Raw genomic sequence first — 13,930 nt, 5'->3', positions numbered from 1 at the left:
GCTTTTTAAAGAGGTTTTTAAAAAGCTATTAAGAGCTTGTGTCGACAGAAGTAATCACTGACATACCAGGGCGTAAGTGTTCTATTCCTTCCTGATTTGGGTCAATGGTAATACGCACGGCAATCCGTTGAACGACTTTGGTAAAGTTTCCTGTCGCATTATCCGGTTTTAGTACACTGAACTCGGAACCCGCGGCTGGAGAGATTTGTTCAACATGACCTGTAAATTTTTTATGTTTCATTGCATCGACTGTAAACCACGCTTTTTGTCCAATTCGCATGTTGGCAATTTGGGTTTCTTTAAAGTTGGCAATCACCCAAGTTTGCTGTGGAATCAGATAGAGTAACTGTGATCCTGCGGCCACATATTGCCCAACGCGAGGGTTTACTTCACCAAGTTGTCCATCCATTGGAGCAACAATAACACTATAGTCTTTGGTGGTTTGTGCTTGATCTAACTGTGCTTTAGCACTGGAAACTTGTGCTTCTAAGCCAGCTTCTGCGACTTGAGCTGTTTTAAGTGCTTCTTTGGCAACTAGAACATTAGCCTCTGCCTGTTTAAGTGCTGCAAGATTATTTTCGGCATCAGCAGCGGCTTTATCTTGCTCAGATTTAGAAGCTGCTCCACTATTCCCTAGCTGTTGATAGCGTCTAAGCTGTGCTAAAGAGAGTTCATATTGAGCCCTAACTTGTTCTACTTTAGCCTGCGCAGCCACAATATCTGCTTGTTTTTGAGCAATTGACTGAGTTTGATTGGCTAAAGTATTTTTGGCCTGTTCTACCCCCGAAGCCGCTTGTGCTACTTTTTGGTCATAAGTAGTGGCATCAATATGCATTAATACTTGACCCTTTTTAACATGGTCAAAGTCTTTCACTAATACATCTTTAACGTAGCCATTAATTTGCGAGGATAAAACGGTAGTTTTACCTTTAACATAACTATTGTCAGTTTGCTGCACACTTGTGGCAAAAGGCCCAATTCTCCATGCCCACAAAATCACTAAAATACCGATAATAAGCACACCCAACATCCATAATAGGGTTGAGCGTTTTGTCGGAATCAGTTTACTTGCAGGTGCAGGTGTTGGCTCATTATTAGATGTTTGAGCAGGTGTTTGTTCCGGTTTATTTTGATCATCTGACATATATCAATCTCAATTTCTATTTCATCAATAACAAAAGCCGTTAAGGGCGGCTAATTCCTCTACGTTGTAGGTATTTACTACGCGCAATATTAAATCCGCCCCATAAAAGTAAGGCGACGGCAAAAATACCGTTTAATGCAATCACATCATTGTAGGCACGGACCTGAGCTTCACGAGTAACCACTTGATTAAGTGAGCGCATAGACTGAGCTGTTTGTAATGCGGGATCATTTGTTGTGATGGCTGCACTACGTTGATAGGTAGAAAGCCTTTGAGCAACTAATGGGTCGGCTTGTTCCAAATCTTTAATAATCTCGACTTGATAGTTTTGTGTACGATGTTGTTGATAGGTCGAGAAGAAAGATGAGCCAACAAGGCCACCAAATGTTTGGGTTGCAGAGAATAAGACAATAAAAGTCACTACATACGAAGGACCTTTAGCCAAAGTTTGTGCAAATCCAATTAGAAGTAAAGGACCGATAAACAGGCCACCGGCAAAGCCTACTAAAAACTGGCTTGCAAAGAAGTTTGAAGGCCGTACATCGCTCGTAAGGTGATAATCTAGTCCACAGGCAATGAGAATCAAAAACTCTGCAAAAAGTAAGTGAAAAATAATTCGTTCACGCGAGAAAGTAAGCGCACTAAATAGAGTTCCGCTTAAAATCCCCACCAATATGACCACATAGAGTGGAACAAATTGGTCTGGACCCATTCCCATAGTTTTTAGGAAGTTAACGGCTGCATAGCTTTGTTCTGACATTAAAAGACGAATGGCAAAAGCACCAAAGATAAAGCGTAGGGTTGAGGAGGCGCCTAACCAACGTGTCATAATTAATGGATTGGCACGATAATGTTCATAGAGCAAACCTAAAACAACTAAGCTAAAACCTGCAATTAATACATAAGCAAGCCATTCACTGTTAAACCACCATAAGATTGGGCCTTGTGTCAGCACAATACATAGACATGCAAAACCTGGCGCCAGTAAAGCAAAGGTGAAGAAATCCTGTTTTTCGAAAACATAGATTCGTAAGCTACGTGGTAATTTCAACGAAACCACCATCGCTAAACAACAAAGTGCTAAGCCGAGTTCAAAGGTGTAAAGAACAGACCAACTGTCTGTACTCACAAGAAAAGGGGAAATAATCCAGGCGAGGGGCACACCTAACTGCTGAAAACCAAAGGCAATATATATACCTTTTGCCATGTCGGCTTTTTTAAAAGCTTGCATGGTGTAATACATACCTAAAGAGCTGAGTGGTGCGCCAGCTAAACCTGCTACAACCCGAGCGAACAAGGCCATTTCATAGGTATGCACAAAAATGTGCAAAACCAGCACGGCAATAAAAATAACAAGTCCTATTTCTGAAAAGACTCTCAGACCATATTGTTGCCTAGCTTTAAATAAAATCAGATTCGAACTGACATTCGCCATTACATAAGCAGCAGGAAGCCAAGCGGCTTCAGAAGGCGTCAGGCCATACTCACCTTGTATTAAGGGTAAATTTGCCGTAATGAAACCATTACTTAAGCTTGCTGAAATAGCGACAAACAGACCAATAAAAAAATAAAGAAATCGCTTAGGTACAGAATGCGCAATCGCTGCCGGTGAACCAGGTAAAGTCGGTTGTTCTTCTGGTGTCCAGTCAGGTGGCGTTTCTAAATAACGAGGCGTTTTACTCATTCTATCCCTCGAATTTTTTGTACTTGAATACCATGAAATAGTAATTCAATTGCTCGTTTCGCTAAGCGGTTCTGTTCTTCAGGTTCATGTCCTTGAAATGAAGAACCCAACATTGCTGTGACCATTGCATAGTCATCAGCAGTTAGATCAGCTCGGCACAGTTTTTGTTCTATTGCATTTTCAATCAGTGGCTTAAGTGCATTATTCCGCCGTTCATAAATTTTTAGCATAATTGGATCTTGTCGATCAATCACTCTCCAAAAATCTTGTAAAATTGCGAGCTTGGGAAGTTGTGCAATATGTCCTTCAATTAAACGAAATAAACCATCTTCGAATTGTTGAAAATGAGCAGCTTTTTGCTCTAGCTGTGTAATCGCACGCTCTAAAAGGGCGCTAATTAAAGCCTTTCGGTCACAAAAGTTGCGGTAGAACGTCGCTCTACCTACACCTGCATGGTCAATCACGACTTGTAGAGGGACATTAATACCATGAATACGAAAGCATTCCTCGGCTGCATTGAGTAATTCATCCCGATTATGGGCTGCAATTTTTTGACGTTTACTCATGTCACTGATTTGGGAGGTTTAAAGATGATATATTTAACGGACATTTTTGTCCGTTGTGAATAGCTAAATTGTAAAAACATGAAAATTCAATTTTTATAATTTATCTCTTTTCCATTTTTATATGTGTCATAAAAAGCTGCTAGAATATCGCGCAATTGCATGATGCTAGGTCAATACAATGTTTGAGTCCCTTATTCCTCTTTTTTCAATTGCGATGGCATTGATGCTTGGAGCAATAAGTCCTGGGCCAAGCTTTATTTATGTAGCGCAAAATTCAATATCTAAATCACGTAAACATGGTTTGTTTACTGCTTTAGGGACGGGTACAGGTGCAGCTCTTTTTGGCTTTTTAGCGGTTATGGGGTTACAGGCAGTTTTATTGGCAGTGCCTTCAGCTTATCTAATTTTAAAAATTGGTGGTGGGCTGTATTTGCTTTGGCTTGCTTTTAAAATTATTAAACATGCCAAAGAACCAATTGCCATGGAAAATGATGCCAAATCGAAAATGACGTACAAACAAGCCTACCGATATGGTTTGATTACTCAGTTAAGTAATCCGAAAATTGCTGTTGTACTAGCGAGTGTTTTTACTGCTTTACTGCCCAAAGAAATTCCAAATTATTACTACGTCGCATTACCGCTCATTTGTTTTATGATTGATGCAGGTTGGTACTCGTGTGTAGCAATGCTTTTATCTTCAGAGAAGCCTCGAAAAATGTATTTAAAAGCAAAAACGGGTGTTGACCGAGTGGCTGGAAGCATTGTTAGTGTATTGGGCTTAAAGTTAATCTTCTTCAAATGATAAATCTTTAATTAAAATATCTAAAAAATATAAAGCCAACTCTTTGTAGTCTGGCTTTATTTTTGCGCAAAATATATACAAATTGAAATATCTTTTTTAGCACTTAAATATTTAAAAAGTGGTAACTTAATTAATAGAACAAAAAGAAATGAGGATCACGTTATGAAAAAACTAATGGTGAGCATTTCGGTTGTTTTTTTCATCTTAACTACAGGATGTGAGATGAGAACAACAAGTAAACAGCAACCTTCAAATGAACGGGCGATGAGTATTGCTGGTTCTCCGGTTTATGAAAAAGACTACAAAATTCCCGATTTACAAGCCAGTAATCATGAGCAATCTAATTATTAATTGATGGATAGAATGTCTCACATATAGCACTTTAAATGTACTCAGTGTAGATAAGCCTGCTTATTTAAAAAGTAGGTTAGAAATAAAAAAGCTCCCAATGTAGGGAGCTTTTTTTATATGTAGGCGGATTAAGAAACTTTATCGCCAGGTTTTGCACCGCTATCTGGTGAAATAATGAAAATACCTTCACCATTTCCGGCAGCAAGTACCATACCGTTTGAAATACCAAAACGCATTTTACGTGGTGCAAGGTTAGCCACCATCACGACCAATTTTCCTTTTAGGTCTTCTGGCGCATATTGACTACGAATACCACTAAATACATTACGTGGTTCAGCTTCACCTACGTCTAAAGTAAGTTGAAGTAATTTATCTGAACCCTCAACTGTACCTGCCTCAACGACCTGAGCAACACGTAAGTCAACTTTTAAGAAATCTTCAATACCGATAATTTCAGCTTCACCAACTGCTGGAGTAGGGGCTGCTTTTTTCTCGGCAGATTTCTCTTTTTTCGCTGCTTTAGTCGCTTGTGGAGCAGGAGCACCTAAAGACTCTTTAGAAGCATCAACCATGGCTGCAACAGCTTTTGGATCAACACGCTGCATAAGAGGTTGGAACTGTGCAATCTCATGGCTTACAAGAATTTGTTTACGTGACTCGAAATCGAAGCTTTCAAGTTTTAAGAAATTTTGAACTTGCTGAGCTAAAGTTGGCAGTACTGGAGCTAAGTACACTGCTAATTGACGGAATAAGTTGATACCGATAGAGCATACATCAAGAACTTGTTGTTCTTGACCTTCTTGTTTAGCAAGAGCCCAAGGTTTTTTCTCATCAATATATTGGTTTGCGCGGTCAGCAAGCGCCATAATTTCACGGATCGCCGTAGAGAATTCACGCGCTTCATATGCAGCAGCAATTGAATCACCAGCATCAATAAAGCTTTGTACTAAATCAGATTCAGCACATGTACTTGATAGCGTATTGTTAAAGCTGCTGTTAATGAACTTAGCACAGCGACTAGCAATATTAACTACTTTACCGACTAAATCTGAATTTACTTTCTGAACAAAGTCATCAAGGTTCAAGTCGGAGTCTTCAACTTTATCTGAAAGTTTAGAAGCAAAGTAATAGCGTAAATACTCTGGGTTTAGATGTTGTAAGTACGTCTCGGCTTTAATGAAAGTACCGCGAGACTTAGACATTTTTTGTCCATTTACAGTCAAGAAACCATTTACGAATAAGCCCGTTGGGGTGCGATAATTCGCGCCTTCAAGCATCGCAGGCCAGAATAAAGCATGGAAGTAAACAATGTCTTTACCAATAAAGTGGTAAACCTCATTTTGACTATCTTTCTTCCAGAAATCATCAAAGTTTAAGTCTGGGCGCTTAGTTTTGATGTAGTTTTCAAAACTAGACATATAACCGATTGGGGCATCTACCCACACATAGAAATATTTATTCGGTGCATCCGGAATTTCAAAACCAAAATAAGGAGCATCACGAGAAATATCCCAGTCTGCTAAACCTGCTTCAAACCATTCATCCAATTTGTTAGCAATTGAAAGAGGTAAGCGACCTTCATCGCGGGTCCATTTTTGCAAATATTCAGCAAAGTTTGGAAGCTTGAAGAAATAGTGATCTGATGATTTTTCAACTGGTGTTGCACCACTTAAAGTCGAACGCGGGTTGAGTAACTCAGTCGCATTATAAGTTGTACCACACACTTCACATGAGTCGCCGTATTGATCTTCTGACTTACATTTTGGACAGGTACCCTTAATGAAACGGTCAGACAAGAACATACCTTTTTCCGGATCAAATAATTGAGTTACAGGTCGAACTGCAATATTTCCGGCTTCACGGTTTTTAATATAGATATCTGTTGAACGAGCTTTGTTTGCATCACTATGAGTTGAATCATAATGATCGAAATGTACGCCAAAACCATCAAAATCACGGATGTGTTCTTTTTGAACATTCGCGATTTGCTCTTCTGGGCTAATACCATTTGCTTCGGCACGTAGCATAATTGCTGTACCGTGAGCATCATCCGCACATACATAAGTCACGTCATGACCCATTGCCCGCATGGCACGAACCCAGATGTCTGCCTGGATATAACCGAGTAAATGACCCATATGAATTGGACCATTGGCATAAGGGAGGGCATTGGTGACTAAAATTTTACGCACGGATCTCATTCTCTCATTCGTATTTATAAGGTGGAAGATTTTAACTGATGCAGGAAGATAAGCAAAGATTAATAATCTTTGACTAAATATAAGAGGTATCTACAAAAATGGACTTAAAGCCAGAAGTTATTTCTCTTTAGAACAGATAAACAAATCAAAAAATATTTGAATCTTCCTGTATTGTCTTTGTTTCAAATTGCAGTTACGGTCAGAAAATAAGCCATAACGATGTATAACTAATAACTTATTCAGGTAATTTTATTAATTAACGATGAGGATAACAACGATGACTACTGAAAATAAATTAGATGAATTAAACGATTTAAAAGAAAATGTAAAAGAGAAACAAACTGCGGGTAAAGAAGCAGTTGCAGATAAAGTAGATGAGCTAAAGACCAAAGCGGCCGATGCAAAAGTACAAGGTGAAAAAGCCTTGGAAGATTTAAAGGAAAATGTAAAAGAAAAACAAGCTGCTGCAAAAGAGGCAGTTGAAGATAAAGCTAGTGATTTGAAAGGCAAACTTGATGATGCTCAGCATAGCCTGCAAGACAAGTTTGATCATTTACGTACTGAAGCAGCGCATAAACTTGATGATGCTAAAGCCAAAGCTGCAGAATTAAAGGAAGAGGCGGCTACAAAATTTGATGAGTTAAAAACTCAAGCAACTGCGAAATTTGATGAGTTGAAGAAAACTGCTACCGAAAAACTCAATAAATTGAAAAATCATGATTCTGCTGAATAAGCTGATTTAAACTAAAATCCGTACTCCTTACCTAAAAGATGAGATCTGAAGTTAGTAATTATTCATCCCAAGGTGAGCGAGTGCGGAGCAATACTGTTACACTATCTCCATTAAGCTGTAATGATCTGTTTTTGGAGTAAACAATATGTCTTGGCTTTCTTCATTAAAATCCGTTTTTTCACCCGCACAAGAAGTGAAAGAAGAGGAAATCCAAACCGTACTCCAAAATTATTTATTGCCACATTCAAAAGATGCTTTAAAAGAGCGCATTAGTCAGCTTCAAGTGCAAGGTCATGTTTTACAACTCACCATTAATACTTTCCCAGACGAAAAAGAATACTTGCAGCAAATTCATGATGATTTAGCTGGCGCTTTGCAAAAGTGCGGTATTGAAGAACTTAATTTACATGTAGTTCAACAAAAGCGCCCTACACAAGAGAGTTCGGGTCAAGGTTGTTCATCTAAAGCACCGAAAGAGAATTCGAATTTACCTCCTGTGCTTGATGCTTCACCTAAGTCTGAACCGGATCCAAATAACCCACCAATTCAGAAAGCAGCGCCGCAACAAAGAGATGTGCCACTTCATCCTCGAATCAAGAATGTTATTTTAGTTTCATCAGGTAAAGGTGGTGTTGGTAAATCGACAACTACGGTCAATTTAGCGCTTGCCTTACAAAAAATGGGACTTAAGGTTGGAGTATTAGATGCTGATATCTATGGGCCAAGTATCCCGACCATGCTAGGTAATGCTGGTAAAACTCCTCTGATTGAAAGTGAAAATTTTGTGCCTTTAGATGCTTACGGTATGGCAGTACTTTCTATTGGACATCTAACTGGGGACAATAATACACCTGTTGCATGGCGTGGACCGAAGGCTACAGGTGCTCTAATGCAATTATTTAATCAAACGCTTTGGCCAGATTTAGATGTACTCATGATTGATATGCCACCGGGTACAGGCGATATTCAGCTGACACTTGCACAGCGTATTCCAGTGACCGGCTCAGTCATTGTGACGACCCCACAAAATGTTGCTTTGCTTGATGCGACTAAAGGAATCGAGTTGTTTAATAAAGTTGGTATTCCTGTATTAGGTGTCGTTGAGAACATGTCGACTCACATTTGTTCAAACTGTGGGCATGAAGAGCAAATTTTTGGTATCGGTGGTGGTGATAAGCTTTCCGAGCAATACCATATTCCATTGCTAGGTCGTTTGCCTTTAAATGCTCAAATACGTGAGCATGCTGATCAAGGTAAACCGAGTGTGATTGCAATGGATGATGCAGCTGATAGTTATATCGATATTGCGAAAGCAGTGTGGCAACAGATTGAGAAAATCCCTCAGCGTGCACGAGATGACAAACGAATTTTTTGATTCATCTGACCCGACTTTAAGTCGGGTTTTTTATTGGCTAGTTAAAAGAAAAATTTAAATAACTGAATCTAAATAACAAAGCTAAACTTGAAATTGGCATGCAGATTGCTACTTTACGCTTCTTTTTCAAAGAAACAGGTGGAAAATGCAATTTAAGTATAGTTTGGGCGTAATCAGTTTATGTAGCGCTTTATTTTTAGTTGGATGTAATGATGACAACTCATCAGTTTCACAAACACCAACCGTTCAGGAGCAAAAACAGAAGTTACAGCCGATTATTATTCAGGGTGCTTTACCCGTAGAGTCGGAAAGAATGGCTTCAAAGTTAGAAAATAAAACTGTTGAAAAAATAGGTGGCTGGACCTTTTGGAAAGGAACCTACAATGGTTATCCAATGATTATTTCTAAAACACGTATGGGAATGAGTAACTCTGCTGCCGCAACTGCTTTGGCAATTGAACGTTATAAACCGATTGCCATTATTAACCAGGGAACAGCAGGGGGGCACGATCCTGATCTTCATGTTTACGATATTGTTTTAGGAAAATATGCAACCAATATTGGGGCGTTTAGAACGCCTAAACAGCCATTAGGTGGTGGTTCAAACTCACTTACATGGGTTGAAGCTTTTGATGTTTTACCGACAGAAGAATCTGAGCCTGAGCCTATTGCAATTCGCAAATTTGAAGGTGACCAAGAGCTATTAATGGCGGCACATAAAGTACGTTATGACAAAGGTGAGGTGGTTGAAGGAACAATTGGCTCGGCAGATGTGTGGAATAATGAACTTGACCGAATTCAATTTTTCCATGAGCGTTATGGTACCTCAGTTGAAGAAATGGAAGCGGCTTCTGTTGCGCAAATCGCAAGCCAGTTTAATGTTCCGTTTTTAGGAATTCGAATTTTATCTAATAATATTACAAATAACGGGGCTTATGACCCTGGTACAGGAGAAGCTTGCCAAGACTACGTGCTTAACGTAGCGGAAGAATATATGAAATCTAAACTACCAAAATAACAATATAATTTTAGGCAAGAAGATGAATTCTTATAGAGCGTCTTCTTGTTTTTTATGACTTGTTCTATTTTTCCAGTTTCGAATGACCATCCAACGCCAAAAAACCTCAGTCACTATATATAGTATGGTTGCAAATACAAACGCTTCGACAATGAGACCTGATATTAAAATTTTAGCGAGGCTCAAATCGATATGACCATGACCAAAATGCGTAATCCAACGTGAAATCTGGTGAAGCACCCCTAAAAGCATTTTCTTATTTATCATATGTACATGATAAATATGGGCACCAAACCAGAAACCAATATATAAAATAGGTGCTAATGTAAGAGGATTGCTGAGCCAAGCAAGCATTAAGCTAATAGGTAAATTAACTTCAAACAGTAAAACTGCCATAACAATAAATACACTATGAAAGGGTATAGGCAGTAAACCGAAAAAAGTCCCTACAAAAACGGCGCGAGTAATAGATTTACGGTTGACATACCAAAGCACAGGATTAAGGGTTTTTTGCCCGAAAATCCTTAAAAATTTCATATTTGAAACTTTCTCTGGAGAAGGAAGCCAAGATTGAAAAAATTGCTTTGCCATAATCATAGGATAGTAGAGCGTATGGGCTCATATAAACACAAAGAAACAATATATTAATTGAAACTTATTAAAAGCTTAAAAATTAAACTTACTGCGGTAATAATTTATTATAGGCCTTTTTAATGTAAAAATAGATTTAAAATAAAAATACTTATATTACTTAAATACAATTTGGTACGTAAAACGCTGTAACTGACTCTATAGTTTTTTAGCTTAGAATTAATAAAATTTTAATAAATTATTGTTTATAAATAATTTTTAAATTTTATTTCTTAAGATGTTAAAAAATTGTCTTACAATTAGATTTTGCCTTCTAGAATAATATCTATTAATCTGAGATGACTACATTGTGAGGTCATTCAATGATTTCATGGCTTTTTATTGGCTTGGTTGCCACTATTTTACTTACCCCTGGCCCAACAAATACTTTACTTGCATCATCAGGAGTACAAGTAGGTCTTAAAAAATCTGCTAAATTAATTCCGGCAGAAGTTCTAGGGTATGTGATTTCGATTTCAGCTTGGGGAATGTTAATCGGGAAAGTTTCTGCAACGCTTCCTTTATTACCTCCTATACTTAAATTGCTCAGTGCTTGTTATATTATTTTTTTAGCAATTAAATTATGGCACACGGCAAATCAACAGCTTGAACTAGATCAGCCAACTATTCGCCCACGTGAATTATTTTGTGCAACTTTACTAAATCCTAAAGCATTACTTTTTGCTTCAGCGATTTTCCCTGTTGCAGCGTGGACTAATTTTCATATTTATCTCATTCATATGCTGGCTTATTTAGCTTTAATTACCCCGATTGCCTTATTCTGGATTTTTTTAGGGTCAGTCTTGGCTGCAAATAAAGTACGTTGGTTAAATCAATCAAATTTACAAAGAACAGCTTCGTTGGTTTTAGTTAGTTTCTCAATTCCAATTAGCTATTCTGCTTTATTAAATCTTTAAAAATTTATTCCGGGCTATTCTTAGCGATAAGAGTAGCCGCCATTGTTTTCATAATTGCTTTTTTACGTTAAAGTACGTCGCAATCAATGAAATTACCTTTTGGATAGAAAATACATGGCTATTAAGTCTGATCGTTGGATTCGCGAGATGAGCGAAAAACACGGCATGATTGAACCTTATGCAGAGAATCAAGTCCGTTTTGATAAGAATGGCGAAAAATTGATTTCCTACGGGGTCTCTAGCTATGGTTATGACGTACGCTGTGCCCGCGAATTTAAAGTTTTCACTAACGTACATTCTGCAATTGTTGATCCAAAAAATTTCGATGAAAAAAGTTTTATCGATATTGAGTCTGACGTTTGTATTATTCCGCCTAATTCATTTGCTCTAGCGCGTACAATTGAATATTTCCGTATTCCACGTAATGTTTTGACTGTATGCCTTGGTAAATCAACTTATGCACGTTGCGGTATTATTGTAAATGTCACTCCTTTAGAACCAGAATGGGAAGGGCACGTTACTTTAGAATTTTCAAATACCACGAACTTACCTGCGCGTATTTATGCGGGTGAAGGTGTAGCACAAATGCTATTTTTCGAAAGTGATGAAGTATGCGAGACCTCTTATAAAGATCGTGGTGGTAAATACCAAGGCCAAACTGGGGTTACACTTCCTAAGACATAAATTGTTAAAAATAGATGAGCTTTAAAAATGGGTCACTTTAAGTGGCCTATTTTTTATATATACCTTAAAAAGTGACGTTTATCGGAATATTAATAAGGTACGTTTTCTTTTGTAAAAAATGATATAAAATGATCAAGAATTGATTTTTTTCTTTGATGTGGATCACACAAATTAAAAAGAAGCGAAATCGTAAATATCGGTATTTTTCTTATGTATTTAGTTTAAGAGTACATTAAAGAAAAAGAAGCCAAATAAAAAGAAATTAGATTATGCCCCCAAGGATACGGAGGTCGGTCATGCGACAGTTTACGTCTCTTCAGGTTGCGATATTAGCACTCGGAAGTTTATGCTTTTCTTCAGCTTATGCTGGTTCTACCTTAGTTCCAATGTCTGATGCTGAGTTGTCAGCTACTCGTGGTCAAGCCTTGATGAGTATGTCCTATATTGCGCCTACCGATGCTGCAAGTAATTCTAATACTAACGGAAACATGGGCTTCTATCGACTTGCTCTAGATGCCCAATTAGAACTGAATGCCAATATTAAAAAATTACAGTTAGGTTGTGGTGGTGTCAATGGAGCAGGGGCCTGTGATATTGATATCGATTATTTAAGCTTAAGTGGTGGTACTGTAGATAGTACCAGTGCTGAACGTGCTGCCTCTTCAGCAGTTATTACTAATCCATTTTTAGAGTTCGCTGTTAAGAACCCGAATTCAGCGTCTACACGTGAAATACAAGGTTTCCGATTAAGTGCTAAATCGCTTTCGGGTTTACTTACCTTTGGTTTGCAAAATGGCGATGCTGCGAGTGGTATTAATTCTTTGAGTGGTTACTTAATTACTAAACCAACAGGCGGGACTGTGACAACGAATCCTTACTATGGTATTACTCAAGATGAAACAAACACAGCAATTACTGGTCGAGCAACTGTTCTAGGACAGGGTGTCACGGTTCCTTTTACATCCACTGCATATAACTTAAATTTAGGTGTAGGTACGGGTACATTGTCGATGGGGGAACAGATTATTACGGGTAAACGTATAAATACGGCTAATTTAAAAGCGACAGCTACAGTCGGCGGTCTGGCTATTAGTGGGACCCTAAATGCTACAGCTTCAGTACTTGGAATTCCTATTCCTATTTCTGGTAATGTAACAGGTTCTGTAGATAATCTAGATGTTAATGTAGCAATTAAACAAAGTCTGGGTTATTTCCATGCTGCACAATTAAATGGATCCGCAGGGTATCTTTCCGTACAGGGGGTAAATATTCTATGGCCTGAAGCTGCTTCTACTGCACAGACTGGGTGGTGGCTAGAACTCACAAATCCAATTGATATCGGCCAAATTACTCCTACAGGTAGCGTTGATATTGCACTTTCTACAATTGTTGATGCATTAGGGCAAGTAAGTGCTTACTTAAATAGTCCAGGTCACGCAGTAGAATGTGGAATTTTAGCAGCTAACTGTTTAATAGTAGGGAATCTTCCTGTAGGGACAGTTGATTTAACAGGAAAAACGCCAGCCTCTATGACCTTAACTAATGTTGTCTTACAAAAACAAAATTTCTCAGCTAACTGTTATGGCTCTTTGAAATTCTGTTAGTTGAGCTAAAAATCAATATTTTCATTCATCGGAAAAAAGCGTTTTTGCTGATTTAATTTTGCATTTGAGTAAATATTCAGCATAATGGAAATGTGGAAAGATTGGCAATTTTTAGAGTTTGCCCCTAGTGAGATGAAAAAGGAAATAATTTCATCTTGCCTCAAGGACTGTTCAAGAAAAAGAAATATGGTGCGCGGCATCGTATAAAACAGGAAGGTCAT

The 13,930-nt window shown here is 38.2% G+C and carries 13 protein-coding genes; 8 read left to right on the top strand and 5 right to left on the bottom strand.

Translation table 11 applies throughout. The features are described 5' to 3' along the window. Positions 1 to 28: 28 nt before the first annotated feature. From C1642_RS10440 to C1642_RS10430, 3 genes are read right to left on the bottom strand one after another with little or no spacing between them, the layout of a single operon-like run. Positions 29 to 1,144, bottom strand: a complete 1,116-nt coding sequence (locus C1642_RS10440) for an HlyD family secretion protein (RefSeq protein WP_103236295.1) — start codon at positions 1,142 to 1,144, stop codon at positions 29 to 31. A gap of 40 nt (positions 1,145 to 1,184) precedes the next feature. Beyond that, complete coding sequence (locus C1642_RS10435; RefSeq protein WP_000047790.1) at positions 1,185 to 2,828, bottom strand: MFS transporter; 1,644 nt, start codon at positions 2,826 to 2,828, stop codon at positions 1,185 to 1,187. Then, positions 2,825 to 3,394, bottom strand: coding sequence for a TetR/AcrR family transcriptional regulator (locus tag C1642_RS10430; RefSeq protein ID WP_000044600.1), 570 nt, complete (start codon positions 3,392 to 3,394; stop codon positions 2,825 to 2,827). The genes C1642_RS10435 and C1642_RS10430 overlap by 4 nt, the downstream gene beginning before the upstream one ends. Before the next feature lie 178 nt (positions 3,395 to 3,572). On the opposite strand from C1642_RS10430, the gene C1642_RS10425 reads away from it, so the two are divergent. Further along, positions 3,573 to 4,196, top strand: a complete 624-nt coding sequence (locus C1642_RS10425; RefSeq protein ID WP_000463103.1) for a LysE family translocator — start codon at positions 3,573 to 3,575, stop codon at positions 4,194 to 4,196. Positions 4,197 to 4,358: 162 nt separating this feature from the next. After that, positions 4,359 to 4,547, top strand: coding sequence for an NF038215 family lipoprotein (locus C1642_RS10420; protein ID WP_213064274.1), 189 nt, complete (start codon positions 4,359 to 4,361; stop codon positions 4,545 to 4,547). A gap of 128 nt (positions 4,548 to 4,675) precedes the next feature. Here C1642_RS10420 and metG read toward each other — a convergent pair whose 3' ends face one another. Then, positions 4,676 to 6,739 carry a methionine--tRNA ligase gene (metG, locus tag C1642_RS10415; RefSeq protein WP_031987838.1) on the bottom strand — a complete coding sequence of 688 codons (2,064 nt, stop codon included), beginning with the start codon at positions 6,737 to 6,739 and terminating at the stop codon, positions 4,676 to 4,678. A gap of 286 nt (positions 6,740 to 7,025) precedes the next feature. On the opposite strand from metG, the gene C1642_RS10410 reads away from it, so the two are divergent. The 3 genes from C1642_RS10410 to C1642_RS10395 all read left to right on the top strand — a co-directional run bounded on the left by C1642_RS10410 (position 7,026) and on the right by C1642_RS10395 (position 9,874). Then, entirely contained in the window at positions 7,026 to 7,481 is a 456-nt protein-coding gene (locus C1642_RS10410; protein ID WP_213064273.1) for a hypothetical protein, read from the top strand. A 145-nt stretch (positions 7,482 to 7,626) separates the two neighbouring features. Beyond that, positions 7,627 to 8,856: an iron-sulfur cluster carrier protein ApbC gene (gene apbC / locus C1642_RS10405; protein ID WP_103236293.1), complete on the top strand. Its 1,230-nt coding sequence runs from the start codon at positions 7,627 to 7,629 to the stop codon at positions 8,854 to 8,856. A 145-nt stretch (positions 8,857 to 9,001) separates the two neighbouring features. Continuing rightward, entirely contained in the window at positions 9,002 to 9,874 is an 873-nt protein-coding gene (locus C1642_RS10395; RefSeq protein ID WP_103236292.1) for a 5'-methylthioadenosine/S-adenosylhomocysteine nucleosidase, read from the top strand. 30 nt (positions 9,875 to 9,904) lie between these two features. Here the strand turns inward: C1642_RS10395 and C1642_RS10390 are convergent, their stop codons facing one another. Continuing rightward, positions 9,905 to 10,471: a DUF2062 domain-containing protein gene (locus C1642_RS10390; protein WP_103236291.1), complete on the bottom strand. Its 567-nt coding sequence runs from the start codon at positions 10,469 to 10,471 to the stop codon at positions 9,905 to 9,907. 356 nt (positions 10,472 to 10,827) lie between these two features. On the opposite strand from C1642_RS10390, the gene C1642_RS10385 reads away from it, so the two are divergent. From C1642_RS10385 to C1642_RS10370, 3 genes are all read left to right on the top strand, one after another. Next, positions 10,828 to 11,421 carry a LysE family translocator gene (locus C1642_RS10385; RefSeq protein WP_000626777.1) on the top strand — a complete coding sequence of 198 codons (594 nt, stop codon included), beginning with the start codon at positions 10,828 to 10,830 and terminating at the stop codon, positions 11,419 to 11,421. Between the two features lie 114 nt (positions 11,422 to 11,535). Beyond that, positions 11,536 to 12,105: a dCTP deaminase gene (gene dcd, locus C1642_RS10380; RefSeq protein ID WP_000985728.1), complete on the top strand. Its 570-nt coding sequence runs from the start codon at positions 11,536 to 11,538 to the stop codon at positions 12,103 to 12,105. 296 nt (positions 12,106 to 12,401) lie between these two features. Further along, positions 12,402 to 13,709: a hypothetical protein gene (locus tag C1642_RS10370; RefSeq protein ID WP_001248735.1), complete on the top strand. Its 1,308-nt coding sequence runs from the start codon at positions 12,402 to 12,404 to the stop codon at positions 13,707 to 13,709. The last annotated feature ends 221 nt before the right edge of the window (positions 13,710 to 13,930 follow it).

It is taken from the genome of Acinetobacter sp. AKBS16 (genome assembly GCF_002899995.1).
Lineage (GTDB): Bacteria > Pseudomonadota > Gammaproteobacteria > Pseudomonadales > Moraxellaceae > Acinetobacter > Acinetobacter baumannii.
Note: the sequence above shows the minus strand (reverse complement) of the source record. Positions and strands in the feature narration are given on the sequence as shown.

What these genes read in the sequence shown, in the direction of transcription:
- C1642_RS10440 (WP_103236295.1), bottom strand. Translation starts at nt 1,144, where the DNA reads ATGTCAGATGATCAAAATAAACCGGAACAAACACCTGCTCAAACATCT.
- C1642_RS10435 (WP_000047790.1), bottom strand. Translation starts at nt 2,828, where the DNA reads ATGAGTAAAACGCCTCGTTATTTAGAAACGCCACCTGACTGGACACCA.
- C1642_RS10430 (WP_000044600.1), bottom strand. Translation starts at nt 3,394, where the DNA reads ATGAGTAAACGTCAAAAAATTGCAGCCCATAATCGGGATGAATTACTC.
- C1642_RS10425 (WP_000463103.1), top strand. Translation starts at nt 3,573, where the DNA reads ATGTTTGAGTCCCTTATTCCTCTTTTTTCAATTGCGATGGCATTGATG.
- C1642_RS10420 (WP_213064274.1), top strand. Translation starts at nt 4,359, where the DNA reads ATGAAAAAACTAATGGTGAGCATTTCGGTTGTTTTTTTCATCTTAACT.
- C1642_RS10410 (WP_213064273.1), top strand. Translation starts at nt 7,026, where the DNA reads ATGACTACTGAAAATAAATTAGATGAATTAAACGATTTAAAAGAAAAT.
- apbC (WP_103236293.1), top strand. Translation starts at nt 7,627, where the DNA reads ATGTCTTGGCTTTCTTCATTAAAATCCGTTTTTTCACCCGCACAAGAA.
- C1642_RS10395 (WP_103236292.1), top strand. Translation starts at nt 9,002, where the DNA reads ATGCAATTTAAGTATAGTTTGGGCGTAATCAGTTTATGTAGCGCTTTA.
- C1642_RS10390 (WP_103236291.1), bottom strand. Translation starts at nt 10,471, where the DNA reads ATGATTATGGCAAAGCAATTTTTTCAATCTTGGCTTCCTTCTCCAGAG.
- C1642_RS10385 (WP_000626777.1), top strand. Translation starts at nt 10,828, where the DNA reads ATGATTTCATGGCTTTTTATTGGCTTGGTTGCCACTATTTTACTTACC.
- dcd (WP_000985728.1), top strand. Translation starts at nt 11,536, where the DNA reads ATGGCTATTAAGTCTGATCGTTGGATTCGCGAGATGAGCGAAAAACAC.
- C1642_RS10370 (WP_001248735.1), top strand. Translation starts at nt 12,402, where the DNA reads ATGCGACAGTTTACGTCTCTTCAGGTTGCGATATTAGCACTCGGAAGT.